Source organism: Burkholderia savannae (assembly GCF_001524445.2).
Taxonomy (GTDB): Bacteria; Pseudomonadota; Gammaproteobacteria; order Burkholderiales; family Burkholderiaceae; genus Burkholderia; species Burkholderia savannae.
The window spans coordinates 4126907-4151982 of record NZ_CP013417.1; the positions used below are offsets into that span (position 1 = coordinate 4126907).

A 25076-nucleotide genomic window follows, 5' to 3' on the forward strand; every position below is an offset into this window, starting at 1 on the left:
TCGCCGTGCGCAGCGGCTTTTCGCGGCCCTCGAGGGCGAGTTCTCAACAAAGTTATCCACAGGATCGGCGGACGCGCCGCGATTCTTAATGAGAATCCAAAACTTAGCGCCGAAAGTGATGTTTCACTTTAACTTCGCGGGCGTCGCGGATGCCTGGCCTGCCGCGCATGGCGGCATTCGGCGGTGCCGCACCGATGGCTGACGCGTTCGTGCGCGTCGCGCTCGACCATCCGCTGCCGACGCTGTTCGACTACCGCTATCGCGCCGACGCCCCGGCCGTGCCGGGGATGCTCGTGCAAGTGCCGTTCGGCCGCCGCAGCGCGGTCGGGCTCGTCTGCGAAGTGACCGCTCACACGGACGTGCCGGCCGGCAAGCTGAAGGCCGTCGACGCCGTGTGCGCTGAGTTGCCGCCGCTGTCGCGGCAATGGCTCGATCTCGCCGCGTTCGCGGCCGACTATTACCAGCGCGGACTGGGCGAGGTCGCGCTGCCCGCGCTGCCGCAGGCGCTGCGCGACGTGCCGCGCTGGGGGCGCCTGCTCGCGCCCGAATTGCGCTACCGGTTGCTCGACGCCGGGCGCGCGGCGCTGCCGGACGCGCTGCCCGCGCGCGGCGCCGCGCTGCGCCGGCTCGCGCAGGCGCTCGCCGATGCGCCCGCGCTGTCGCTCGCCGAGGTTCGCGCGCTGCATCCGAAGGCTGCTGCGGTGCTGGACGACTGGCAGGCGCAAGGATGGGCCGCGTGCGACGAAATTGCGATCACGGACGCTGGCGCGCAGCGTGTGGATAACCCGGCGATCCCAGCCGAGCGGCGCGCGGTCGCGACGCCGCCGCAACTGACCGACCAGCAGGCCGAAGCGCTCGACGCGATCGCGTCGGCGGACGGCTTCGCGCCGTTCCTGCTGCACGGCGTGACGGGCAGCGGCAAGACCGAGGTGTATCTGCGCGCGCTCGCCGCGCTGCTCGACCGGCGGCCCGATGCGCAGGCGCTCGTCCTCGTGCCCGAGATCAACCTGACGCCGCAATTCGAGGCGGCGTTTCGCGCGCGCTTCGCGGCGACGCTGCCCGCCGACGCGATCGTCACGCTGCACAGCGGCCTCGCCGAGGGCGAGCGCGCGCGCCATTGGCTCGCCGCGCATACCGGCCGCGCGCGGATCGTGCTCGGCACGCGGCTCGCGGTGCTCGCGTCGCTGCCGGCGCTCGCGATGATCGTCGTCGACGAAGAGCACGAGCCCGCTTACAAGCAGCAGGAAGGGTTGCGCTATTCGGCGCGCGATCTGGCCGTCTGGCGCGCGAAGCAGCTCGCGATTCCGGTCGTGCTCGGCTCGGCGACGCCGTCGCTCGAAACCTGGTGGCAGGCCGAGCAGGGCCGCTACAAGCGGCTCACGCTGACGAAGCGCGCGGTCGCCGACGCGGCGCTGCCCACGGTGCGGCTCGTCGATCTCGAAGAGGAGCGGCGGCGCGGCCGCGCGTCGATGGGCGGGCTGTCCGGGCCGCTCGTCGCCGCGCTGAAGGCGCGTCTCGAGCGCGGCGAGCAGAGCCTCGTGTTCCTGAACCGGCGCGGCTATGCGCCCGCGCTCGCGTGCGACGCGTGCGGCTGGGTGGCCGGCTGCCCGCGTTGCAGCGCGTACGTCGTGATGCACAAGCCCGAGCACGCGGTGCGCTGCCACCACTGCGGCTGGGAGGCGCGGATTCCGCGGTCGTGCCCGGAATGCGGCAACGTCGACATCGCGCCGCTCGGCCGCGGCACGCAGCGCGTCGAGGAGACGCTCGCGCTCGCGGTGCCGGGCGCGCGAATTTTGCGCATCGACGCCGACAGCACGCGCCGCAAGGGCAGCGCGCAGGCGCTCTTCTCCGACGTGCATGCGGGCGAAGTCGACATCCTCGTCGGCACGCAAATGATCGCGAAGGGGCACGATTTCCAGCGGGTGTCGCTCGTCGGCGTGCTGAACGCCGACACCGCGCTTTTCTCGCACGATTTCCGCGCGAGCGAGCGGCTGTTCGCGCAACTCATGCAGGTGAGCGGCCGCGCGGGGCGCGCGGGGCTGGCGGGCGAGGTGCTGATCCAGACGCGCTACCCGCGTCACGCGCTTTATCACGCGCTCGCGCGGCAAGATTACGTCGGGTTTGCGAGCTCGACGCTCGGCGAGCGGCGCGACGCGCATCTGCCGCCGTTCGTCTATCAGGCGCTGCTGCGCGCCGAGGGGCGCACGCTCGATGCGGCGCTGGCGTTTTTGCAGCAGGCGGCCGACGCGTTTTCGACGCTGCCGGGCGCGGACCGCGTGACCGTCTACGATGCCGTGCCGATGACGATCGTCAAGGTGGCGAACGTCCATCGCGCGCAACTGCTGATCGAGAGCGCGTCGCGCGCGGTGCTTCAGCACACGCTGCGCGCTTGGCCGCCGTTGCTGCGCGAGCTGAAAGGCGTGCTGCGCTGGAGCGTCGAAGTCGATCCGCTCGACATCTGACGGCGCGTCATTCGTGCGCTTGGCGCAGCCCGGCGAGCGGCGTGTCGCGCTTGCTTTTCCTCGTGCCGTGCGTGCAGCCTAGCGCCTGAAAGAACACCGCCGACGCGCGGTGCACGAAGACGATCGCGCCCGCGATCCACGCGGCGAGCACGATGCCGATCACTACCCATCCGTCCATCCACTTTCTCCTTCGCGTCCGCGGGCAGCGGGTGCGCGCGAATCCGATATCACGCCAGATTGCCACGGAAAGCGAGCCAGTAAAACTGACAGGATCAGGGAAAATACCGATCGATCAAAGTGGTGCGCGCGCCGCGGGTTTTCATCTAGTTCATTGATAACAAAGGAATTTGTGCGGGTGCAACCAGGTGCGCGATATGGTTGCACCTTTTTATTGGGTGTCTTAGGATTTTGCGATCTTTTAAAGTCCTTGGCCGGCATCGGGTCGGCGCTAGAAGAAAATCATGGCAAGCACCACACTGGGCGTCAAAGTCGACGATCTGCTCCGCTCGCGTCTGAAGGACGCGGCGTCGCGCCTCGAGCGCACTCCTCACTGGCTGATCAAGCAGGCGATCTTCGCTTATCTCGAGCGGATCGAGCACGGGCAGCTGCCGCCGGAGCTCTCCGGTCACACGGGCGCGGCCGATCTGTCCGACGGCCACGCCGACGGCGACGATGACGGCGCGCCGCATCCGTTCCTCGAATTCGCGCAGAACGTGCAGCCGCAGTCGGTGCTGCGCGCGGCGATCACGGCCGCGTACCGGCGTCCGGAGCCCGAATGCGTGCCGTTCCTGATCGGCGAGGCGCGGCTGCCGGCGAGCCTCGCGTCGGATGTCCAGTCGATGGCCGCGGGCCTCGTCGAGGCGCTGCGCGAGAAGAGCTCGGGCGGCGGCGTCGAAGGGCTGATCCACGAATTCTCGCTGTCGAGCCAGGAAGGCGTCGCGCTGATGTGCCTCGCCGAGGCGCTGCTGCGCATCCCCGACCGCGCGACGCGCGACGCCCTGATCCGCGACAAGATCAGCAAGGGCGACTGGCGCTCGCATGTCGGCCACGCGCCGTCCCTGTTCGTCAACGCGGCCACCTGGGGCCTGATGATCACGGGCAAGCTCGTCACGACGAACAGCGAAGCCGGCCTCTCATCGGCGCTCACGCGCCTGATCGGCAAGGGCGGCGAGCCGCTGATCAGGAAGGGCGTCGACATGGCGATGCGCCTGATGGGCGAGCAGTTCGTCACGGGCGAGACGATTTCCGAAGCGCTCGCGAACAGCCGCAAGTTCGAGGCGCGCGGCTTCCGCTACTCGTACGACATGCTCGGCGAGGCGGCGACCACCGAAGAGGACGCGCTGCGCTACTACGCGTCGTACGAACAGGCGATCCACGCGATCGGCAAGGCGGCCGGCGGCCGCGGCATCTACGAGGGCCCGGGCATCTCGATCAAGCTGTCGGCGCTGCATGCGCGCTACTCGCGCTCGCAGCAGGAGCGCACGATGAGCGAGCTGCTGCCGCGCGTGCGCTCGCTCGCGCTGCTCGCGCGCCGCTACGACATCGGCCTGAACATCGACGCCGAGGAGGCGGACCGGCTCGAGCTGTCGCTCGATCTGCTCGAGGCGCTGTGCTTCGATTCGGAGCTCGCCGGCTGGAACGGCATCGGCTTCGTCGTTCAGGCGTACCAGAAGCGCTGCCCGTTCGTGATCGATTATCTCGTCGACCTCGCGCGCCGCAGCCGCCATCGCCTGATGATCCGCCTCGTGAAGGGCGCGTACTGGGATTCCGAGATCAAGCGCGCGCAAGTGGACGGTCTCGAAGGCTATCCGGTCTACACGCGCAAGATCTACACCGACGTGTCGTACCTCGCGTGCGCGAAGAAGCTGCTCGCGGCGCCCGACGCCGTCTATCCGCAGTTCGCGACGCACAACGCGTACACGCTCGCCGCGATCTATCACCTCGCGGGCCAGAACTACTACCCCGGCCAGTACGAATTCCAGTGTCTGCACGGGATGGGCGAGCCGCTTTACGAGGAAGTCACCGGCCGCGACAAGCTGAACCGCCCGTGCCGCGTGTACGCGCCCGTCGGCACGCACGAGACGCTGCTCGCCTACCTCGTGCGCCGCCTGCTCGAGAACGGCGCGAACACGTCGTTCGTGAACCGCATCGCCGACAAGACGGTGTCGGTGAAGGAGCTCGTCGCCGATCCGGTCGAGGAAGCCGGGAAAGTCGTGCCGCTCGGCGCGCCGCACGCGAAGATCCCGCTGCCGCGCGAGCTGTACGGCGCCGCGCGCCTCAATTCGATGGGCCTCGATCTGTCGAACGAGCATCGGCTCGCGTCGCTGTCGTCGGCGCTGCTCGCGAGCGCGCATCATCCGTGGCGCGCCGCGCCGATGCTCACCGACGAAGCGCTCGCGCACGCCGCGCCGCGCGACGTGCGCAATCCGGCCGATCTGCGCGACGTCGTGGGCACGGTCAGCGAGGCGACGCCCGAGCAGGTGAGCGCGGCGCTCGCGCACGCGGTCGCGGCCGCGCCGATCTGGCAGGCGACGCCCGTGGACGCGCGCGCCGACTGCCTCGCGCGCGCGGCCGACCTGCTCGAAGCGCAGATGCACACGCTGATGGGCCTGATCGTGCGCGAGGCGGGCAAGTCGCTGCCGAACGCGATCGCCGAAATCCGCGAGGCGGTCGATTTCCTGCGCTACTACTCGGCGCAGATCCGCGACGAGTTCTCGAACGATACGCACCGTCCGCTCGGCCCCGTCGTCTGCATCAGCCCGTGGAACTTCCCGCTCGCGATCTTCATGGGCCAGGTGGCCGCCGCCCTGGCGGCCGGCAACACGGTGCTCGCGAAGCCCGCCGAGCAGACGCCGCTGATCGCCGCGCAGGCGGTGCGCCTGCTGCGCGACGCCGGCGTGCCGGCGGGCGCGGTGCAGCTCCTGCCCGGCAACGGCGAGACGGTGGGCGCGGCGCTCGTCGCCGATCCGCGCACGCGCGCGGTGATGTTCACCGGCTCGACCGAAGTCGCGCGCCTCATCAACAAGACGCTGTCGTCGCGCCTCGATCCGGACGGCAAGCCGATTCCGCTGATCGCCGAGACGGGCGGCCAGAACGCGATGATCGTCGATTCGTCGGCGCTCGCGGAGCAGGTCGTCGCCGACGTGATGCAGTCGTCGTTCGACTCGGCCGGCCAACGCTGTTCGGCGCTGCGCGTTCTGTGTCTGCAGGACGACGTCGCGGATCGCACGCTGACGATGCTCAAGGGCGCGATGCAGGAGCTCGCGCTCGGCAACCCGGATCGCCTGTCGGCGGACGTCGGCCCGGTGATCGACGCCGACGCGAAGCGCACGATCGACGCGCACGTCGCGGCGATGAAGGACAAGGGCCACGCGGTCACGCAGCTCGCGATGCCGGAAGCCTGCGCGCAAGGCACGTTCGTGCCGCCGACGATCATCGAGATCAGCAACGTCGACGAGCTGAAGCGCGAAGTGTTCGGCCCGGTGCTGCACGTCGTCCGCTATCGCCGCAGCGGCCTCGACAAGCTGCTCGAGCAGATCCGCGCGACGGGCTACGGCCTCACGCTCGGCATCCACACGCGGATCGACGAGACGATCGCGCACGTGATCTCGCGCGCGCACGTCGGCAACATCTACGTGAACCGCAACGTGATCGGCGCGGTGGTCGGCGTGCAGCCGTTCGGCGGCGAAGGGCTGTCGGGCACGGGGCCGAAGGCGGGCGGCGCGCTGTATCTGCAGCGCCTCCTCGCGACGCGCCCGGCGGGGCTGCCGAGGTCGCTCGAGGCGTCGCTCGTCGCCGATGCGCCGCAGGACGGCGAGACGCGCGATAATCCGTCCGCCGCGCTGACCGCGCTGCGCGACTGGCTGCTCGAGCAGCGCGAGCCGGCGCTCGCCGCGCGCTGCGACGGCTATCTGGCGCACGTGCTGGCCGGTGCGACCGCGGTGCTCGCGGGGCCGACAGGCGAACGCAATACGTATACACTCGGCGCGCGCGGCACCGTGCTGTGCATCGCGGCGACGCCGAGCGGCGCGCGCGCGCAGTTCGCGGCGGTGCTCGCGACCGGCAACCGCGCGTTGTTCGCGGGCGCGGCGGGCGAGGCGCTCGCCGCGGCGCTGCCGGCGTCGCTGAAGGCGCATGCGGGCGTGAGGAAGCAGGCGGACGCGGCGTTCGACGCGGCGCTGTTCGAAGGCGACAGCGACGAGCTGCTCGCGCTCGTGAAGGAGGTTGCGCAGCGCCCCGGGCCGATCGTATCGGTGCAAGGCGTGGCGGCGGGCGCGTTCGAGAACGGCGACGACGAAGATTACGCGCTCGAGCGGCTTCTCACCGAACGCTCGGTGAGCGTGAACACCGCGGCGGCAGGCGGCAATGCGAATTTGATGACGATTGGCTGAGCAATCCTTGCCCTTCGCCTCATGAAACGGAAGCGGCAAGGCGAACCCGAAGTCGCTCCATTTACCCTGGTACTAGGAGAAGATATGCAACACACGATGAAAAAGCTGGCAGGCGCGACGTTCGTCGCGGTCATGTCGCTCGCGGGGACGGCGCACGCGGATGACGTCAAGATCGGCTTCGCGGCGCCGATGACGGGCGCGCAGGCGCACTACGGCAAGGATATGCAGAACGGCATCGTGCTCGCGATCGAGGACTTCAATGCGACGAAGCCCACGATCGGCGGCAAGCCGGTGAAGTTCGTGCTCGACATGCAGGACGACCAGGCCGACCCGCGCACCGGCACGACGGTTGCGCAGAAGCTCGTCGACGACGGCATCAAGGGCATGCTTGGCCACTTCAACTCGGGCACGACGATCCCGGCCTCGCGCATCTACGCGAACGCGGGCATCCCGCAGATCGCGATGGCAACCGCGCCCGAGTACACGACGCAGGGCTACAAGACGACCTTCCGGATGATGACGTCCGACACGCAGCAGGGCTCGGTCGCGGGCGCGTTCGCGGTGAAGGATCTCGGCATGAAGAAGATCGCGATCGTCGACGATCGCACCGCGTACGGCCAGGGTCTCGCCGACCAGTTCGAGAAGGCGGCGAAGGCGGCGGGCGCGACGATCGTCGATCGCGAATTCACGAACGACAAGGCTGTCGACTTCAAGGCGATCCTGACGAAGCTGAAGGCGTCGAAGCCGGATCTCGTCTACTACGGCGGCGCGGATTCGCAGGCCGCGCCGATGGCCAAGCAGATGAAGTCGCTCGGCGTCGCGGCGCCGCTGATGGGCGGCGAAATGGTGCACACGCCGACGTTCCTGAAAATCGCGGGCGACGCGGCCGAAGGCTCGATCGCTTCGCTCGCCGGCCTGCCGCTCGACGAAATGCCCGGCGGCAAGTCGTACGCGGACAAGTACAAGAAGCGCTTCGGCGAAGACGTGCAGACGTACTCGCCGTACGCTTACGACGGCGCGATGGCGATGTTCAACGCGATGAAGAAGGCGAATTCGACCGATCCGGCGAAGTACCTGCCGCTGCTCGCGAAGACCGACATGGCGGGCGTCACGTCGACGCACATCGCGTACGACACGAAGGGCGACCTGCGCAACGGCGGCATCACGATGTACAAGGTCGAGAAGGGCGAGTGGAAGCCGCTCAAGAGCATCGGCGGCAAGTAAGCGCCGTGCGGCGTGACGCGGGCGTCGCCTAGCGGCGTTCGCGGCGCGCATCGATGTGGATCACGACGGGCCCCGAGGCTGCGCAAGCGGACTCGGGGCTTCGTTTTTTCCGGACGCACGGGGGCGGCGAAGAAGACGGCGCAGACGGTGCGCCGCAGTCGCGTCACGCGCCGCGTGCGCGCAGCAGGTACTTCTGCAGCTTGCCCGTCGGCGTGCGCGGCAGGCGCTCGGCGAACACGTATTCGCGCGGGATCTTGTAGGCGGCGAGGCGTGTTTCGCAGAACGCGCGCAGCGCGTCGGCATCGACCGCGCCTTCGGCGCCGCTCGTGCCGCCGGCCGCGCGCAGCACGACGTGCGCGACCACGGTTTCGCCCCATTCCGGATGCGCGCGACCGATCACGGCCGCCTCCGCGACGGCCGGATGCGCGGTCAGCACGTCCTCGACTTCCTTCGAATAGACGTTCTCGCCGCCCGTCACGATCATGTCCTTGATCCGGTCGACGACGAACAGATAGCCGTCGTCGTCGATGCGCGCGACGTCGCCGCTGCGATACCAGCCGTCGTCCGCGAACGCGGCGCGCGTCGCGTCGGGGGCGTCGAGATAGCCGAGCATCATGCTGTCCGCGCGCAGCAGGATTTCGCCGATCTCGCCCGGCCGCGCGTCGCCGCCCGACGCGGTCACGACCCGCACGTCGACGCCCGGCGTGCCCCGACGGCCGATCGAACCGGCCTTCATGGTCTGCTCGAACGGGTACAGCACGGTGCCGGCGGGCCCCGTCTCGGTCATTCCGTACACCTGATAGAACGCCTCGCTGCGGTACGCATGCATCAATCGGCGCGCGAGCTCCGCGCCGATCGGCCCGCCGCCGTACAGCCAGGCGCGCATGCTCGTCAGGTCGAACGACGCGAAATCGGCGATCGTATCGAGCGGCAGCGTGTACGACACGGGCGCGCCGAAGTACAGCGTCGCCTGCTCGGCTTCGACCGTCTGAAGAAAGCGCAGCGGATGATAGTCGCGCATCAGCACGACGGTGCCGCCCACGTAGAGCGTGCCGCCGAACCAGTTGTTGAGCGGCGACGCGTGCCAGATCGGCATCGCCGTCAGCGTGCGCTCGCGCTCGGTCATCGACAGCGCGAGCGCGCTCGTCGCGGCGGCGAGCGCGACCGTCCGGTGGCTGTGCATGCAGCCCTTCGGGCGTCCCGTCGTGCCGGACGTGTAGAGGATCTCGGCGAGCGCGGTGTCGTCGGGCGTGCCGGACGCGATGCCGGCCGCATCCGCGACGAGGCGGTCGAACGGCGCGGCGCCGTTCGCCTCGCCCTCGGTCGCGAGACGTTGCGCGCCGTGCTCGACCTTCGCGAGCACGGGCGCGAGCGCGGCGTCGAACAGCACCGCGCGGCTCGCGCTGTGACCGAGGATGTAGTCGACTTCCGGCGCCTGCAGCTTGTGGTTGATCGGCACGACGGCCGCACCGATGCGCCACGCGCCGAAGAGCAGATCGAAGAACGCGGGCGTGTTGAAGCACATCGCGGCGACGCGCTCGCCCGGCGCGATGCCGAGCGCGGCGAGCACCTCGGCCGCGCGCCGCGAGCGCCGCTGCATGTGCCGGTACGTGATCGTCGCGCCGTCGTAGCGCAGGAACGGTTTGTCGGGCGTCGCGCGCGCGGCGCGATCGAGTGCGGCAATCAGGTTCATCGCTTCGGGCTCCGTTCGTTCTGCGGGCGATCGTTCGGGCGGATGCGGCGCGACATGCGGCGGTCGGCTTCGGGCGAGGCGCCGCATGTCGCGCCGTGCCGGCGGAGCCGGCTGGGCCTAATGCCGGCGCGGCGTAGCGCGCGCCGCGCACGGTCGCACGGTCGCACGCTCACAGGCTCACAGGCTCACACACTCACACACTCACACACTCACACACTCACGCGGCGTATGCGCGTTGCAGCAGCGCGGCGACGTCCACGCGGCGCGAATCGAGCGCGCCGGTCACGCGGCCCCAGGCCGGCTCGCCGAAGCGAGTCGCGATGAAGCCGTCGCTGACGAAGGCGGGCGCCGCGTCGAGCAGGAGACACGCCTGCGCGACGAGCGCGATGCGTTGCGCGAGCACGCGGCCGAGCGCTTCGAGCGCGTCGGGCGGCGTGCCGAGCAGCGCGCGCAGCGCGTCGAGCTCCGCGCGAATCCGCGCATCGCGGCCGCCGAGCGCGTGCAGCTCGTCGACGAGCGCGTGCGCCGCGTCGGGCTCGCGCGCGATCGCGCGCATCACGTCGAGGCACATCACGTTGCCCGAGCCTTCCCAGATCGAATTGACGGGCGCCTCGCGGAACAGCCGCGCGATCGGGCCGTCGTCGACATAGCCGTTGCCGCCGAATACTTCCATCACTTCGCCCGCGGCCTCGACCGCACGCTTGCAGACCCAGAATTTCGCGGCCGGCGTGACGATGCGCGTCCACGCGTGCTCGTCGCGCTCGAACGCCTGCGCGAGCCGCATCGCGAGCGCGAGCGCCGCTTCGCTTTCGAGCGCGAGATCGGCGAGCACCGCGCGCATCAGCGGCTGCTCGGCGAGCGCGCGGCCGAACGCGTGACGCTGCCGCGTGTACGCGATCGCCTGCACGAGCCCCTGGCGCAGGATCGCCGCGCTGCCGAGCACGCAGTTCAGGCGCGTGTAGGTCGCCATTTCGATGATCGTCGGAATGCCGCGGCCTTCCTCGCCGAGCATCACGCCCCACGCGTCGCCGAGCTCGATCTCGCTGCTCGAGTTGCTGCGGTTGCCGACCTTGTTCTTCAGGCGCTGGATCAGCACCGCGTTCTTCGTGCCGTCCGGCCGCCAGCGCGGCAAGTAGAAGCACGACGGGCCGCCCGATTCGGTGCGCGCGACGACAAGGTGCGCATCGCACATCGGCGCGGAGAAGAACCATTTGTGGCCGCGCAGCAGATAGTCGCCGCCGCGGCCGCCCGCGCCGACGGGCACCGCGATCGTCGTGTTCGCGCGCACATCCGAGCCGCCCTGCTTTTCGGTCATCCCCATGCCGATCAAGATCGACTGCTTCGCGTCGATCGGCACGTCGCGGGGGTCGTGGACGTCGCTGTAGAGCTTGTCTTTCAATTGCGCCCATAGCGCGGGATCTTTCCGGAGGACCGGGATGCTCGCCTGCGTCATCGTCGCCGGACACAGCGTGCCCGCCTCGATCTGGCCGTGCAGATAGAAGCCCGCCGCGTTCGCCGCCCAGCGGCCCGCGCGCGATTCGCGCAACGCAAGCGAGATCAGGCCCTGCTCGCGATAGAGGCCGAGGAGCGCGTGCCAGCTCGGGTGGAAATCGACGCGGTCGATCCGGCGGCCGCGGCGATCGAACGCGTTCAGCTCCGGAGCGTGGCGGTTCGCGTCCTCGGCCTGTTGCGCGGTGTCGCGCGCGCCGAGCCGCGCGCCGTATGCGCCGAGCCGCGGCGCGGCCCACGACGCGCCCGCGCGTTCGAGCATTTCACCCAGCGCGGCGTCGGTCGCGAAGAGGTTATAGTCGGTCAATTCGTCGAACTGGTTGCTCACCTCGTGGGTCGACCAGGCCATGATGGGCGTCTCCGTGTTGGTGTTCGGCTCGATCAGGTTAGCAAAGATGACTTCGCGACATGTTCAGGTTTCCGCGCCCGCCGAGCGGTCGATCGCTCAGCCGCAGCCGGCCTTGCGCCGCCGTCCGCGGCAGCGTCGCGCGCACGCGAGCTCGGAGGCGCTGCAGCAGGCGTTTGTTCAGGTTTTGCTCGAGCGCGGCTACGCGAAGGCGACGATCCGCGAGATCGCCGCGGTTGCAGGCGTGAGCGTTGGCACGTTCTACGAGTATTTCGGCGACAAGGAGAGTCTCGCCGCGCTCACGATCCATCATTACGTGAAGACGATCGCGACGCGGATGCGGGGCGTCGTCGATACGCGGCGCGGCGCGCGCCGCCGGGCGATCGCGGCCGCGCTCGTCGACGCGCAGATCGATGCGCTCGAGCAGGACGCGCGGGTGTGGGCCGCGATGTTCACGCTCGAGCGCAAGGTCTCGCCGATCGACGCGTATCGCCGGCATTACGACGACTACGTCGCGCTGTGGCGCGATGCGCTCGCCGGCGCGAGCGATGCGCCGGCTGAAGCGCGGCTCGGCGTGGCGGCGCGCGTCGTGCATGCGCTGTGCTACGGGTGGGTGTCGCAGTCGCTGCTCACGCAAGGGGCGGATGTCGACGTCGCGCAGTTGCGCGGCGAGCTGCATCGGGCGGTGGACGCGTATCTCGCGGCCGAGGCCGATGACGAGGCGGCGGGGTAGGCGGCTGCCGGATGAGTGGGATGTGTTGCCGATGCCGCTCCGACGAGCGGCATCGGGCGTGGTGCGCGGCGGCGGGCGATTGGGCGATTTCGGCGGGTTTTGCGAAGTCTCTCGCTGGGTGAATGTTTGCCTCGATCTGCGAATTTCCCGGTTGTTTTGTTGCGCTGTCCTTCAACTTCCGGGCCATTGAACCGTCGGGCTGCTGGATGGCCGAGCGGCTGAATGGACAATCCGCTGACCTGCCGACCTGCCGACCTGCTGACCTGCTGACCTGCTGACCTGCTGACCCGCCGATCCGCCGATCCGCCGATCCATCGATCCATCGATCCATCGATCCATCGATCCATCGATCCATCGATCCATCGATCCATCGATCCATCGATCCATCGATCCATCGAAAGTTTCGACCCTATTACCGAGACTGCTGCTCGCCAACCGCCCGCATCTTCCGCCCGAAGGCCCTCGGCGGCACTCCGGCCGCACGGAGCAATCGAGCCGTTCCTCGCGTCCAGCCTCCGCTATCAATCCAATGCATGAGTTTTCGTCATGCCTTCCATGACGAACTTTCGATTGTCGCCGGATATTGGCTCGGGCCAAATCGGCACCGTTACCCCGCGCATCGGCAACGGCCGGCGCGCCTGTCCACGAAACGAGGAGGAGCCATGCAGAGCGCCGCCGCGCCCCGTTCGAAGCTGCACGACGTCGGCACGACGATCTTCACGGTCATCGGCCAGCTCGCCGCCGAGCACCAGGCGCTGAATCTGTCGCAGGGCGCGCCGAATTTCGCGCCCGATCCGGCGCTCGTCGAGCGCGTCGCGCGCGCGATGCGCGACGGACACAACCAGTACGCGCCGATGGCGGGCGTCGCCGCGCTGCGCGAGGCGCTCGCGGTCAAGACGGAGCGCCTGTACGGCGCGCGCTACGATCCGGAATCCGAAATTACCGTCGTCGCGAGCGCGAGCGAGGGGCTCTACGCGACGATCAGCGCGCTCGTGCATCCGGGCGACGAGGTGATCTACTTCGAGCCGTCGTTCGACAGCTACGCGCCGATCGTGCGCCTGCAGGGCGCAACGCCCGTCGCGATCAGTCTCTCGCCCGAGCGCTTTCGCGTGAACTGGGACGAAGTGGCCGCCAACATCACGCCGCGCACACGGATGCTGATCGTCAACACGCCGCACAACCCGACCGCGACGATCTTCGGCGACGCCGACATCGCGCGCCTCGCGCAGCTCACCGCGGGCACCGACATCGTGATCCTGTCCGACGAGGTGTACGAACACGTCGTGTTCGACGGCGCGCGCCATCACAGCATGGCGCGTCATCGCGCGCTCGCCGAGCGCAGCGTGATCGTGTCGTCGTTCGGCAAGTCGTATCACGTGACGGGCTGGCGCGTCGGCTATTGCCTCGCGCCCGTCGAGCTCACGCGCGAGCTGCGCAAGGTGCACCAGTTCATGACGTTCGCGGCCGACACGCCGATGCAGCACGCGTTCGCCGACGCGCTCGCCGAGCCGTCGAGCTATCTCGAACTCGGCGCGTTCTACGAGCGCAAGCGCGACCTGCTCGTGCGCGAGCTTGCCGGCTCGCGTTTCGAGCTGCTGCCGAGCGAGGGCTCGTTCTTCATGCTCGCGCGCTTTCGGCATTTTTCCGGCGAGTCCGACGCCGATTTCGTGCTGCGCGCGATTCGCGACGCGCGCGTCGCGACGATCCCGCTGTCCGCGTTCTACGCGGACGGCGCGAACACCGGCTGCATCCGCCTCAGTTTTTCGAAGGACGACGCGACGCTGATCGAAGGCGCGCGCCGTCTGCGCAGCCTCTGACGCGCGCGGCGCGCGCGACCGGGCGAGACCCCGACCGGACAAGATCCCGACCTCAAGGAGAATCATCGATGAAACGACTGCAAATCTGGCTGGCGCTCGCATGCGCGTTGGGCGTCGTCGCGGGCTGCGGCGCGGCGCGCGCCGAGGCTTCGCAAACGCTGCGCTTCGGTCTCGAAGCGCAATACCCGCCGTTCGAATCGAAGGCGGCGAACGGCGAGCTGCAGGGCTTCGACATCGACGTCGGCAACGCCGTCTGCAAGGAGGCGAAGCTCGCGTGCAAGTGGGTCGAGACGTCGTTCGACGGGCTGATTCCCGCGCTGCAGGGGCGCAAGTTCGACGCGATCAACTCGGCGATGAACGCGACCGACCAGCGCCGTCAGGCGATCGACTTCACGACGGTGATCTACCGCGTGCCGACGCAGCTGATCGCGCGTGCGGACAGCGGCCTCGCGCCGGCGCCGGAATCGTTGAAGGGCAAGCGGATCGGCGTGTTGCAGGGCTCGATCCAGGAGGCGTACGCGAACGCGCACTGGGCGGGCTCGGGCGTGCGGATCGTCGCGTATCAGGACCAGAGCCAGGCGTACGCGGATCTCACCGCGGGCCGCCTCGACGGCACGCTCGTGCTTGCGCCGGCGGGGCAGCGCGGGTTCCTGTCGCGGCCGGATGCGAAGGGTTTCGCGTTCGTCGGGCAGCCGGTGCGCGACGACAAGATTCTCGGCGGCGGCATCGCATTCGGGCTGCGCAAGGGCGACGATGCGCTGAAGACGCGCCTGAACGCCGCGATCGACAAGCTGAAAGCGGACGGCACCGTGAAGGCGCTCGGCCGGAAGTATTTCGGCGACATCGACATCTCGACGAAGTGACGGAGGCGGCGCGATGAGCGAGCGGGCGACGCGCGATTCGTCGGCCGGCACGGATGCGATCGGTGCCGATGCGGCGGGCGATGGCAATGGCGATGGCGTTGCTGCCGGCGTCGCGCCGGATGCATCGATTACAGCTACAGCCGTTTCGTTATCCGATGCATGTCGAATCGGCGCGGCATCCGGCGCGAGCGCGGGCGCCGGCGTGAGCGGCGGGGCGCTGCGCGCAGCGGCAAGCGTTGCGATTGCCGCTGCCGCGGAGATGGCCGAAGCCGCTGAAGCCACCGAAGCCACCGAAGCTGCCGAAGCCACCGAAGCCACCGAAGCTGCCGCTCGCGCGCACGCGATCGAATCAGCGCTCGTCGACGAACTCGGCGCCGCGCTCGTCACGCGCTCGGCCGCGATCGAGCCGCGCTATTTCACCGCGTATAACGAAGCGCCCGGCGTCCGCCCGCTCGCGCTCGTGCGGCCGGCCTGCGTCGACGACGTGTCGCGCGCGCTCGCGCTTTGCACGCGGCTGCGGCAGCCGGTCGTGCCGCAGGGCGGCTTGACGGGGCTCGCGGGCGGCGGCGTCGCGCTCGGCGGCGAAGTCGTGCTCTCGATGGAGCACTTCGCCGGAATCGAGGAGATCGACGCGGCGGCCGGCACGATGACCGTGCGCGCGGGCACGACGCTGCAAGCGGTTCAGGAAGCGGCGGACGCGGCGGGTTTCGCGTTCGGCGTCGATCTCGGTGCACGCGGCTCGTGCCAGATCGGCGGCATGCTCGCGACCAACGCGGGTGGCACGCGCGCGATCCGCTTCGGAATGATGCGCGAGCAGACGCTCGGCATCGAAGCCGTGCTGGCGGATGGGACGATCGTCACGTCGCTGAACAAGGTGCTGAAGAACAATGCCGGCTACGACGTGAAGCAGCTCTTCATCGGAAGCGAAGGCACGCTCGGCATCGTCACGCGCGCGGTGCTGAGGCTGCATCCGCCGCTCGCGCGGCACGCGACGGCGCTGTGTCGAGTGCCCGATTACGGCACGCTCGTGCGGCTCTGGCGCGACGTGCGCGCGGCGCTGCCGGGCGTCGTCAGCTTCGAGGCGATGTGGCCGGCGTTCTATCGCTACGTTGCCGAGAACACGCTGGGCTTGACCGCGCCGTTCGGCGCGGACGGCGATTTCGTCATCCTGATCGAATGCGCGGCGAGCGGCGCGCATGCCGACGCGCGCGACGCGCTCGAGCAATGCCTCGGCGCATGCTTCGACGCCGGCCTCGTGACCGATGCGGCGCTCGCCGCGTCGGAGCGGCAGGCGCGCGATATGTGGACGCTGCGCGAAGGGCTCGCGATCGATGCGCTGCCGCATCTGCTCAATTTCGACGTGAGCCTGCCGGTCGCGGAACTCGACGCGTTCGCCGAACGTTGCAACGCCGCGCTGCGCGCGCGTTGGCCGCATGCGGTGTGTCTGTGCTTCGGGCATGTCGGCGACGGCAACGTGCACGTCGGCGTGTCGCTCGCCGATCTGCCCGCGCATGGCGCGGATAGCGTCGAGCGCGCCGTCTACGGGGTCGTGCGTGAAATGGGCGGATCGATATCGGCCGAGCACGGGATCGGTGTGCACAAGCGGCCGTTTCTCGCGTATTCGCGCAGTGCGGCCGAGATCGGCGTGATGCGGGCGATGAAGGCCGCGCTCGATCCGCTCGGGATTCTGAATCCCGGGAAGGTGTTGTAGCGCGATCGGGGCAGGCGTTGCCCCGTGTGTGCGAGCGTCTTCCGCCTGAGGGCGCGGCGCTGGCCCGCGTTGCAGCCGATGGTGGGCGCCTTCGCGATCGTGATCGTCGTTGCGGGCGCAGCGATCTTTCGTATCATCGCTGCCGCACGCCGCACGCCGCACGCCGCACGCCGCACGCCGCACGCCGCACGCCAACCGCCAAAACGCCAAAACGCCAAAACGCCAAAACGCCAAAACGCCAAAACGCCAAAACGCCAAAACGCCAACCGCCAAAACGCCAACCGCCAAAACGCCAACCGCCAAAACGCCAAGTCACGCAGATCGAACGCAGCGAGCAGCGCGTGACAGGCCGAGCGTCACAACCGGAACGTCACCAGCCGAACATGGCGGGCCCAACGCCCAACAGCCGCCATGGCGGCATCGCCTGCAGCGAATGGCGCGCCTCTCACCCGGTTCCCCGTCGGCGCCCGGCCCGCTCATTCCGAATCCGACGCATCCGCCTGCGCAAACCGGGCGGCGACCTCGCGCAGCCACGCTTCGCTCCACGTGAGCGCGCCGACCTTCAGATGCTCGACGACGCGGCGCACCCATTCGAGCTCGGCTTCCAGCGTCACCCGCATGAGTTCGCCGTCGAGCAGGAACAGCCGTGGGATCTGCATCGCGAGCGCGGCGTCGTGCGCTTCGTCGAGACGAGCCAGTTCGGCCTCGAGCGCGGCGGCGCGCGCTTCGAACTGGCGGCGCGCATCGTCGGCGGACAGCAGCGGCAGCACCGACAGCGCAGCCGGAAACGACGGATATTCGCGCGCCGGCTGAGCGAGCTGCTCGCGCAGCCACATGCGCGCGGTGTCGCGGCCGGCGCTGGTGATTTCGTAGACGGTGCGCTCCGGGAACGCGCCGTCGCGCTCGGTTTCGCGCACGGCGATCAGCGCGTCGCGTTGCAGGCGCTCGATCGTCTGATAAAGGCTATTGCGCTGCTTGACGTTGACCACCTCGTCCTTGCCGCGCAGCTTCACGAGCTGCTGGATTCGGTACGCGTGCATCGGCGCTTCGGTGAGCATCGCGAGTACGACGAGCGCCAGCGGTGAGTATCGAGCCATACCATGAATAGTTAATTAATTTCTAGTAATGTTATGACTAGATATAAATTAACGCAAGCTGTGTAATGCCCACGGCCAAAGGAGCGGCGGCAGGCGCAGCGCGTCAGCCGACGTGCGAGCGCTTGCCCGGCATGTCCGGCGTTTCCATCGTCGCGAGCCCATGCACGATCCCGCAGTCCTCGACCGCGTGCTCGCCCTGGCACCGCTCGCGCAATTCGATCAGCTGCGCGCGCAGGTGCTGGAGCTCGGCGAGGCGCGTGTTGACGTGGCCGATGTGTTCGTCGAGCAGCGCGTTGACCGAATCGCAGCGGTCCGCCGGATCGTCGGTGAAGCGCAGCAGCGCGCGGATCTCGTCGTGCGTCATGTCGAGCGCGCGGCAGTTGCGAATGAAGCGCAGCCGCTCGACGTGCGCGTCGGTGTAGCTGCGGTAGTTGGAGTCGGTCCGTTCCGCGTCGGGCATCAGCCCCTCTTTTTCATAGAAACGAATCGTCTCGGGCGTGCATCGCGCCGCTTTCGCCAGTTCGCCGATCTTCATTCGAATCTCCTTACAAAAAGGGTTGACCTTGTAGTGACTTCAGGGTGTTAACTGTACACCGTCAGTTACTGAGGAGGTTGCCATGACCGAGGCCACTCGGGCCGAAGACCGGCCGCGTACGCTCGAATCCGAACACGTTCGCGCGCATTCGCACGACGTGCGCGAGCCGTCGCGCGCCGAAGCGCACTCGGATGCGCATGAATGCGGCGCGCGGAGCGAAGCCCGGAACGACGCGGCGCGCGTGGAAGGCCGGAGCGGGCATGCGCGCGAACGCGAGCTGACGAGCGCAGCCGATTCAGGCCGCCAAGCCGATGCGCGGCATGCGGGTTGCGCGCACGATCACGCCGACGGCCATGCGCATGCCGACGCCGATTCCCGCGAGCACGATCGCCGCGCCGATCGGCGCGAGGCACAGGCCCAAGCGACCAGCGAAGCGCTGCTTCGTGGCGACGGCCAGGCTCGGCCGCATGCGGACGGTTGTTGTTCTCACGATCATCGGCGCGGCGGCATCGACTTGGATGCAAGCCGGGAATCCGGATCGCGCGCTCATGATTCGTGCGGTCGCGGCCATGATCACGGCCCGCACGCCGGCGGCGATCATGCCCACGCCCACGCCCACGCCCACGCCCACGCCCACGCCGGCGCCGCCTGCTGCGCGCCCGCCCCGGTCGCATTCGCGCCGCTGCCCGGCGCGCAAACGGCCGCCGACGGCCGCGTGCGTTCGGCGTTCCGGATCATGCAGATGGACTGCCCGACCGAGGAGACGCTGATCCGCAAGAAGCTCGGCGGAATGGCGGAAGTCGCGGCGCTCGAATTCAATCTGATGCAGCGGATGCTGACGGTCGAGCACGCGCCGGGCGCGGAAGCCGGCATCGCCCGCGCGATCCGCTCGCTCGGCATGACGCCCGAGCAGGCGGATAACGGCGCAGCCGGCCGTTCGTCGTCGGCCGCGCCGGCCGAAGCGCCGCGGCCGTGGTGGCCGCTCGCGGTCGCGGGCGTCGCGGCGGCCGCGTCGGAGGCGGCCACGTGGCTGCAGTTGCCCGTGTGGCTTGCCGCCGCGCTCGCGCTCGCGGCGGTCGCGGCCTGCGGCCTCGGCACGTATCGCAAGGGCTGGATCGCGCTCACGAACGGCAACCTGAACATCAACGCGCTGATGAGCATCGCGGTGACGGGCGCGATGGCGATCGGCCAATGGCCCGAGGCCGCGATGGTGATGGTGCTCTTCACCGTCGCCGAGCTGATCGAGGCGCGCTCGCTCGATCGCGCGCGCAACGCGATCCAGAGCCTGATGCGGCTCGCGCCCGACACCGCGACCGTGAAGCAGCCCGACGGCACGTGGGCGGCCGTCGAGGCCGCGCAGGTCGCGCTCGGCGCGGTCGTGCGCGTGAAGCCCGGCGAGCGGATCGGCCTCGACGGCGAAATCGTCGCCGGCCGCTCGACCGTCAACCAGGCGCCGATCACGGGCGAAAGCCTGCCCGTCGAGAAAGGCGCGGGCGATCCGGTGTACGCGGGCACGATCAACGAGGCCGGCTCGTTCGAGTATCGCGTGACGGCGGTCGCGAGCAACACGACGCTCGCGCGGATCATCCATGCGGTCGAGGAGGCGCAGGGCGCGAAGGCGCCGACGCAGCGCTTCGTCGACACCTTTGCGCGCATCTACACGCCGATCGTGTTCGCGATCGCGCTCGTCGTCGCGATCGCGCCGCCGCTCGTGTTCGACGGCGCGTGGCGCGACTGGATTTATCGCGCGCTCGTGCTGCTCGTGATCGCGTGCCCGTGCGCGCTCGTGATCTCGACGCCCGTGACGATCGTCTCGGGGCTCGCCGCGGCCGCGCGGCGCGGCATCCTCGTGAAGGGCGGCGTATATCTCGAGCAGGGGCGCCGGCTCGCGTGGCTCGCGCTCGACAAGACGGGCACGATCACGCGCGGCAAGCCGGTGCAGACCGATTTCGAGATGCGCGCGGCCGACGTCGACGTCGCGCACGTGCGGCGGCTCGCCGCGAGCCTCGCCGCGCGTTCGGACCACCCGGTTTCGCAGGCGGTCGCGGCGGCGGGCGCGGCCGATGCCGGCGCGAGCGATGCCGGTCGCGCAAACGGCGCGTCGTTCCTCGACGTCGCCGGCTTCGAGGCGATTCCCGGCCGCGGCGTGCGCGGCAACATCGACGGCGCGCCGTACTGGCTCGGCAATCACCGCCTCGTCGAAGAGCTCGAGTGCTGCACGCCCGCGCTCGAGGCGCGCCTCGACGAGCTCGAGCGGCAGGGCAAGACGGTCGTGATGCTGATCGACGGCACGCGCGTGCTCGGCCTCTTCGCGGTGGCCGACACGGTGAAGGACACGAGCCGCGCCGCAATCGCCGACTTGCACGCGCTCGGCATCAAGACCGCGATGCTGACGGGCGACAACCCGCACACGGCGGAAGCGATCGCGCAGCAGGTCGGCATCGACGACGCGCGCGGCAACCAGCTGCCGCAGGACAAGCTCGCCGTCGTCGACGAGCTCGCGGCGGGCGGCCATGCGGTCGGGATGGTCGGCGACGGGATCAACGACGCGCCGGCGCTCGCGCGCGCCGACATCGGCTTCGCGATGGGCGCGATGGGCACCGACACCGCGATCGAGACGGCCGACGTCGCGCTGATGGACGACGACCTGCGCAAGATCCCGGCGTTCGTGCGGCTGTCGCGCGCGACGCATCGCGTGCTCGTGCAGAACATCGCGTTCGCGCTCGTCGTGAAGGCGGTGTTCGTCGGGCTGACGATCGCGGGAATGGGCACGATGTGGATGGCGGTGTTCGCCGACGCGGGCGCGAGCCTCATCGTCGTCGGCAACGGCTTGCGGCTGCTGCGCCGCGGTCAATGAACGGAGGCGGCAATGGATTGGCTCAAGCGGATCGTCGGCGCAGGGCATCACGGAAATGGCGGCAGTCGCGACCATCACGGCGGCGGGATGGGCGGTGACGGGCGTGGCCATGGCAGCGGCCACGGAAGTCACGGCGGCCACAGTTGGGGCCGGCAGGATGCGCGGCGCCAAGACGGCTGGGGGCGCGACGGCGTTTCGTCTCGCCGCGAAGCCGGCTTGCCCGTGCAGAGCGCCGCGTGCGCGAAGTGCGGCGCGATCAACGGCGCGGATGCGAAGTTCTGCGCGCAGTGCGGCGCATCGCAAGCGCCGGCCGCGTGCGGCGCTTGCCGCGCGTTGCTCGATGCGTCCGCGCGCTTCTGCCCGCAATGCGGGGCCGCCGTCTCGCAGGCGCGAGCGTGATCGGCGGCCGGCGTCGGGCCGGCCGCCCGCTGACTGGCCGGCACGCTCCGAAGCGCGGCCAAGCAAACCGGAAGCCGCGTGCGCGGCGGCTTTCGCGCTTCGCGTGCGAATCGACGCAATCGAGTCGAGGCGCGCGCCGGGAGCAGAGGCATCGCGGCATTCGGCGCGGCGTTGTCATATTCGCGATGGCAACCGCAGACGCAACCGCAACCGCAGACGCAGACGCAGACGCAGACGCAGACGTAGATGCAGACGCAGATGCAGATGCAGATGCAGATGCAGATGCAGATGCAATCGCAATCGCAGTCACGGCGCGCATACCTGCCGATATGCTCGCGCCCCGGCGCGCAGACGAACGACGCGAACCCTTCATTCACACGACGGCGCGCCGATGCCGCGCAAATGTCGTTGGCGTGTCCGCGCGATGCGCGCAGGACCGCAACCGCTACCCGACGCGTCGAATCGCCCTGCAATTCCCGCGCCTGGCGCGCCTAACGAACAGAGGCCTTTCGCGTCGACGCGGCGCGGCGGCAAATCGCGGCGCACGCGCATCGGTTCACATTCTTCCAGCAATCGCCCGGTCCGTTTCATGCTTGCAACATGCCGGCGAGAATGCGCGCCGCGCGCGGCCTTCATTCCGCCAACGGATCGTGCCGACCACGCGGCTATCGCGCCCGCTTCATTGCGCGAGCGCACGCCATGCATCGCCACGCCATCTCGACATGCGATTTTTATCAGCAGGATCGTTCCCTTAGATTAAAGTTCGAGTACAGTGAAGCACGATTGAAGCCGTCATCGTTCCCCGTGTAAGGTCGCCGGCTGCGGAGCCCGTTTTTTCTTCGGAGTCCGCAGGTTGTTCGTCGAGGTCCAACGCAACATCACGCTTTTCGGGAGAGCACATATGGATTCATCCAGTTTCCTGACGTCGATGCAGAGCACGCTCGGCGTTTATCTGCCCAAGATCGCGGGCGCGCTCGGCATCCTGATCATCGGCTGGCTGATCGCCGTGATCGTCCGCGCGGGCGTGCGCCGCCTGCTGAGCGCGCTGAAAGTCGATGCGCGCATCGCCGAAAGCACGGGCCAGGGCGCGCAGGTGGAGAGCATCATCGCGGGCGGCCTGTTCTGGCTCATCCTGCTCGTGACCGCGGTCGGCATCTTCAACGTGCTGAATCTCTACGCGATCTCGAATCCGTTCTCGCTTCTCGTCACGAAGATCATCAACTATCTGCCGAACCTGCTCGGCGGCGGGGCGCTCACGCTCGTCGCGTGGCTGATCGCGTCGCTCTTGCGCAGCTTGGCCGACAAGACGCTGAAGGCGAGCAAGATCGACAGCAAGCTGTCGGAGACGGCCGGGATGCGGCCGATGAGCTCGTATCTCGGCGACGTGCTGTTCTGGCTCGTGATCCTGATGTTCATTCCGGCGATCCTCGCCGCGTTCGATCTCAACGGCCTCCTGTCGCCCGTGCAAGGGATGATCGACAAGATCCTCGCGATCGTGCCGAACGTGTTCGCCGCGGCCGTGATCGGCTTCGTCGGCTGGCTCGTCGCGCGCATCCTGCGCGGGCTCGTCACGAACCTGCTCGTCGCGGCGGGCGCCGACAGGCTCACGCAAAGCGTCGACAGCCCGACGCCCGTGAAGATCTCGAGCCTCATCGGCACGGTCGTGTTCATCTTCGTGTTCGTGCCGACGCTGATCTCCGCGCTCGACGCGCTGAAGATCGAGGCGATCTCGCGGCCCGCGACCGACCTGCTCGGCCAGTTCCTCAACGCGGTGCCCGACATCGTCGCGGCCATCGTGATCCTGCTCGTCACGTTTTACGTCGCGCGCTTCGTCGGCGCGCTGGTGCAGAAGCTGCTCGTCGCCGCGGGCGTCGACGGCCTGCCCGCGATTCTCGGCGTCGGGCGCGTGTTCTCCGGGATGCTGCAGCCGTCGGTGCTCGCCGGCCGGCTGATCGTCTTCTTCGCGATGCTGTTCGCGGCGGTGGAAGCCGCGAACCGGCTCGGCTTCACGCAGGTGCGCGACGTCGTCACGCTCTTCATCGAATTCGGCGGGCACGTGCTGACGGGCGGCGTGATCCTCGTGATCGGCTTCTGGCTCGCGGGCCTCGCGCGCCGCGTGATCGAGCAGGCCGACAACGAGCACAGCCGGCTTCTGTCGCGCATCGCGCAGTTCGCGATCCTCGGCCTCGTGTTCGCAATGGGGCTGCGCGCGATGGGCATCGCAAACGAGATCGTGCAGCTCGCGTTCGGCCTCGTGCTCGGCGCGATCGCGGTTGCGGTTGCGCTGTCGTTCGGCCTCGGCGGCCGCGAAGCGGCGGGCAAGCTGCTCGATCGCTGGTTCAATCAGCGCGGCAAGCAGGAGTGATGCCGCGGGCGGCGCGCGGGCGAATCGCGCGACGATCGCCCGCGCGCTGTCTTTGTCGCTTTCGCGGCGTCGACGGGATCGGGCCGCGAGCGTCCCGCGCTCGCCGCTCGCGCATGAGGCGTTGCGGCGCGCGTCAACCCAGCACGGCGCGCCGGACCTTGCGTAACGCGCCTTCGAGCGATTCCGGCGCAACCGAGCCGAGCGCGATCCGCCGCGCGTGCGGCGCGCTCGGCGTGCCCGGCGCACTCGAGAACGGCTCGGCCGTCGTCACGGGCACGCCGTCGCGCTCGAGCGCCGCCGCGACCTGGTCCGCGCGCAACGCTTCGGGCATCGCGGGCCGCAGATAGTACGAAGCCGGATGCGAGACGGCGTCGCCGTCTCGCAATATCCGTCGCGCGAGCGTCTGCCGGCGCCGCGCATCGCATCCTTGCGCTTGCGATCCTCGCGCGAGTCGACGATTCCGCCTTCGATCCACTGGCACATGCCAGCGCAACCGTCAGCGACGGCGTATTCCACGTCGACACGCGAATCGTGCGCCCGAGCGCCGGCACGAGGCGCTCCGGTGCGGCGACGAAGCCGAATCTCAGGCCCGACGCGACGCTCTTCGGCAGCCCCGACACGTAGACCGTGCGATCGGGCGCATGGGCGAACACCGGTTTACGCGCGGGCTCGGCGAGAAACGCATAGGCGCCGTCCTCGATCGCCGGCAGATCGTGACGTTCGGCGAGCTCGGCAAGACGCGCGCGGCTCGACGCGGACATCACGGAGCCGAGCGGGTTGCGCCGTGTCGGCACCGCGTAGACCGCGCGCACCGGGTGCTTTCTGCAGAGCGCGTCGACACGGTCGAGATCGAGGTTCCGCTCGGCCGACGGCTCGTTGTTCAACGCGAGCTGCCACCGGCGGGACGAAGCGACGCTGCGCGCGTTCGCGACGCATCACGAGCATCTCGACGCGAAACGCCGGTTTCGCAAGTGGCATGACGGCTATCACGTCGTCGTGCCGAAGGTCGAGCGCGCGTACGGCGGCGGCTCGTTTGCGCATCTCGCGCCGGATTCGCGGCGAAGCCGAATCGGT

19 protein-coding genes and 2 pseudogenes are annotated in these 25076 nt (G+C 69.2%); 14 read left to right on the forward strand and 7 right to left on the reverse strand.

Annotated elements, in window-relative coordinates; genetic code table 11:
* Positions 1–194: 194 nt before the first annotated feature.
* Positions 195–2462 carry a primosomal protein N' gene (locus WS78_RS20240; protein ID WP_059578137.1) on the forward strand — a complete coding sequence of 756 codons (2268 nt, stop codon included), beginning with the start codon at positions 195–197 and terminating at the stop codon, positions 2460–2462.
* 7 nt (positions 2463–2469) lie between these two features.
* On the opposite strand, the gene WS78_RS20245 is transcribed toward WS78_RS20240, so the two are convergent.
* Positions 2470–2640, reverse strand: coding sequence for a hypothetical protein (locus tag WS78_RS20245; RefSeq protein WP_038750187.1), 171 nt, complete (start codon positions 2638–2640; stop codon positions 2470–2472).
* A 283-nt stretch (positions 2641–2923) separates the two neighbouring features.
* On the opposite strand from WS78_RS20245, the gene putA reads away from it, so the two are divergent.
* Positions 2924–6853, forward strand: a complete 3930-nt coding sequence (gene putA, locus WS78_RS20255; RefSeq protein WP_059577969.1) for a trifunctional transcriptional regulator/proline dehydrogenase/L-glutamate gamma-semialdehyde dehydrogenase — start codon at positions 2924–2926, stop codon at positions 6851–6853.
* A gap of 84 nt (positions 6854–6937) precedes the next feature.
* The gene (locus WS78_RS20260; RefSeq protein ID WP_038750192.1) at positions 6938–8077 is read left to right on the forward strand and encodes a branched-chain amino acid ABC transporter substrate-binding protein; all 1140 of its coding nucleotides are present in this window, start codon (positions 6938–6940) and stop codon (positions 8075–8077) included.
* 163 nt (positions 8078–8240) lie between these two features.
* Here WS78_RS20260 and WS78_RS20265 read toward each other — a convergent pair whose 3' ends face one another.
* Together WS78_RS20265 and WS78_RS20270 are read right to left on the reverse strand one after the other, a co-directional pair.
* On the reverse strand, positions 8241–9770 hold the full coding sequence (locus WS78_RS20265) for a class I adenylate-forming enzyme family protein (protein WP_059577974.1): 1530 nt from the start codon (positions 9768–9770) through the stop codon (positions 8241–8243).
* Positions 9771–9987: 217 nt separating this feature from the next.
* On the reverse strand, positions 9988–11628 hold the full coding sequence (locus tag WS78_RS20270) for an acyl-CoA dehydrogenase family protein (RefSeq protein WP_059577977.1): 1641 nt from the start codon (positions 11626–11628) through the stop codon (positions 9988–9990).
* A 46-nt stretch (positions 11629–11674) separates the two neighbouring features.
* Between WS78_RS20270 and WS78_RS20275 the strand changes: the two genes are divergently transcribed.
* The 6 genes from WS78_RS20275 (at position 11675) to WS78_RS36070 (ending at position 17094) form a co-directional block, all read left to right on the forward strand.
* The gene (locus WS78_RS20275; RefSeq protein ID WP_059577982.1) at positions 11675–12358 is read left to right on the forward strand and encodes a TetR/AcrR family transcriptional regulator; all 684 of its coding nucleotides are present in this window, start codon (positions 11675–11677) and stop codon (positions 12356–12358) included.
* Between the two features lie 122 nt (positions 12359–12480).
* Positions 12481–12636, forward strand: coding sequence for a hypothetical protein (locus tag WS78_RS36065; RefSeq protein ID WP_156437525.1), 156 nt, complete (start codon positions 12481–12483; stop codon positions 12634–12636).
* Positions 12637–13020: 384 nt separating this feature from the next.
* On the forward strand, positions 13021–14175 hold the full coding sequence (locus WS78_RS20280; protein ID WP_059577985.1) for a pyridoxal phosphate-dependent aminotransferase: 1155 nt from the start codon (positions 13021–13023) through the stop codon (positions 14173–14175).
* 68 nt (positions 14176–14243) lie between these two features.
* Positions 14244–15038 (forward strand): ABC transporter substrate-binding protein, encoded by a 795-nt coding sequence (locus WS78_RS20285; RefSeq protein WP_059577988.1) that lies wholly within the window; start codon positions 14244–14246, stop codon positions 15036–15038.
* A 259-nt stretch (positions 15039–15297) separates the two neighbouring features.
* On the forward strand, positions 15298–16749 hold the full coding sequence (locus tag WS78_RS20290; protein WP_059578140.1) for an FAD-binding oxidoreductase: 1452 nt from the start codon (positions 15298–15300) through the stop codon (positions 16747–16749).
* Between the two features lie 78 nt (positions 16750–16827).
* Positions 16828–17094 carry a hypothetical protein gene (locus WS78_RS36070; protein ID WP_157131158.1) on the forward strand — a complete coding sequence of 89 codons (267 nt, stop codon included), beginning with the start codon at positions 16828–16830 and terminating at the stop codon, positions 17092–17094.
* A 131-nt stretch (positions 17095–17225) separates the two neighbouring features.
* Here the strand turns inward: WS78_RS36070 and WS78_RS20295 are convergent, their stop codons facing one another.
* A complete protein-coding gene (locus WS78_RS20295) occupies positions 17226–17846 on the reverse strand; it encodes a PadR family transcriptional regulator (RefSeq protein ID WP_038752996.1) in 621 nt (206 codons plus the stop codon).
* Positions 17847–17949: 103 nt separating this feature from the next.
* Entirely contained in the window at positions 17950–18381 is a 432-nt protein-coding gene (cadR, locus tag WS78_RS20300) for a Cd(II)/Pb(II)-responsive transcriptional regulator (protein WP_038752994.1), read from the reverse strand.
* A gap of 241 nt (positions 18382–18622) precedes the next feature.
* On the opposite strand from cadR, the gene WS78_RS20315 reads away from it, so the two are divergent.
* The 4 genes from WS78_RS20315 to WS78_RS20330 all read left to right on the forward strand — a co-directional run bounded on the left by WS78_RS20315 (position 18623) and on the right by WS78_RS20330 (position 24002).
* Positions 18623–21238 (forward strand): heavy metal translocating P-type ATPase, encoded by a 2616-nt coding sequence (locus tag WS78_RS20315; RefSeq protein ID WP_394335883.1) that lies wholly within the window; start codon positions 18623–18625, stop codon positions 21236–21238.
* A gap of 12 nt (positions 21239–21250) precedes the next feature.
* Complete coding sequence (locus tag WS78_RS20320) at positions 21251–21637, forward strand: zinc ribbon domain-containing protein (protein ID WP_059577993.1); 387 nt, start codon at positions 21251–21253, stop codon at positions 21635–21637.
* Positions 21638–21883: 246 nt separating this feature from the next.
* Positions 21884–22132: a hypothetical protein gene (locus tag WS78_RS37165; protein WP_059577996.1), complete on the forward strand. Its 249-nt coding sequence runs from the start codon at positions 21884–21886 to the stop codon at positions 22130–22132.
* A 406-nt stretch (positions 22133–22538) separates the two neighbouring features.
* Complete coding sequence (locus WS78_RS20330) at positions 22539–24002, forward strand: mechanosensitive ion channel (protein ID WP_038752990.1); 1464 nt, start codon at positions 22539–22541, stop codon at positions 24000–24002.
* A gap of 133 nt (positions 24003–24135) precedes the next feature.
* On the opposite strand, the gene WS78_RS38370 is transcribed toward WS78_RS20330, so the two are convergent.
* Together WS78_RS38370 and WS78_RS38375 are read right to left on the reverse strand one after the other, a co-directional pair.
* Positions 24136–24387, reverse strand: a complete 252-nt coding sequence (locus WS78_RS38370) for a hypothetical protein (RefSeq protein ID WP_226377244.1) — start codon at positions 24385–24387, stop codon at positions 24136–24138.
* 88 nt (positions 24388–24475) lie between these two features.
* A pseudogene (locus tag WS78_RS38375) lies at positions 24476–24814 on the reverse strand (aminotransferase class I/II-fold pyridoxal phosphate-dependent enzyme); the annotation flags it as partial.
* Positions 24815–24857: 43 nt separating this feature from the next.
* Here WS78_RS38375 and WS78_RS37700 point away from each other — a divergent pair.
* A pseudogene (locus WS78_RS37700) lies at positions 24858–25067 on the forward strand (antibiotic biosynthesis monooxygenase); the annotation flags it as partial.
* Between the last annotated feature and the right edge of the window lie 9 nt (positions 25068–25076).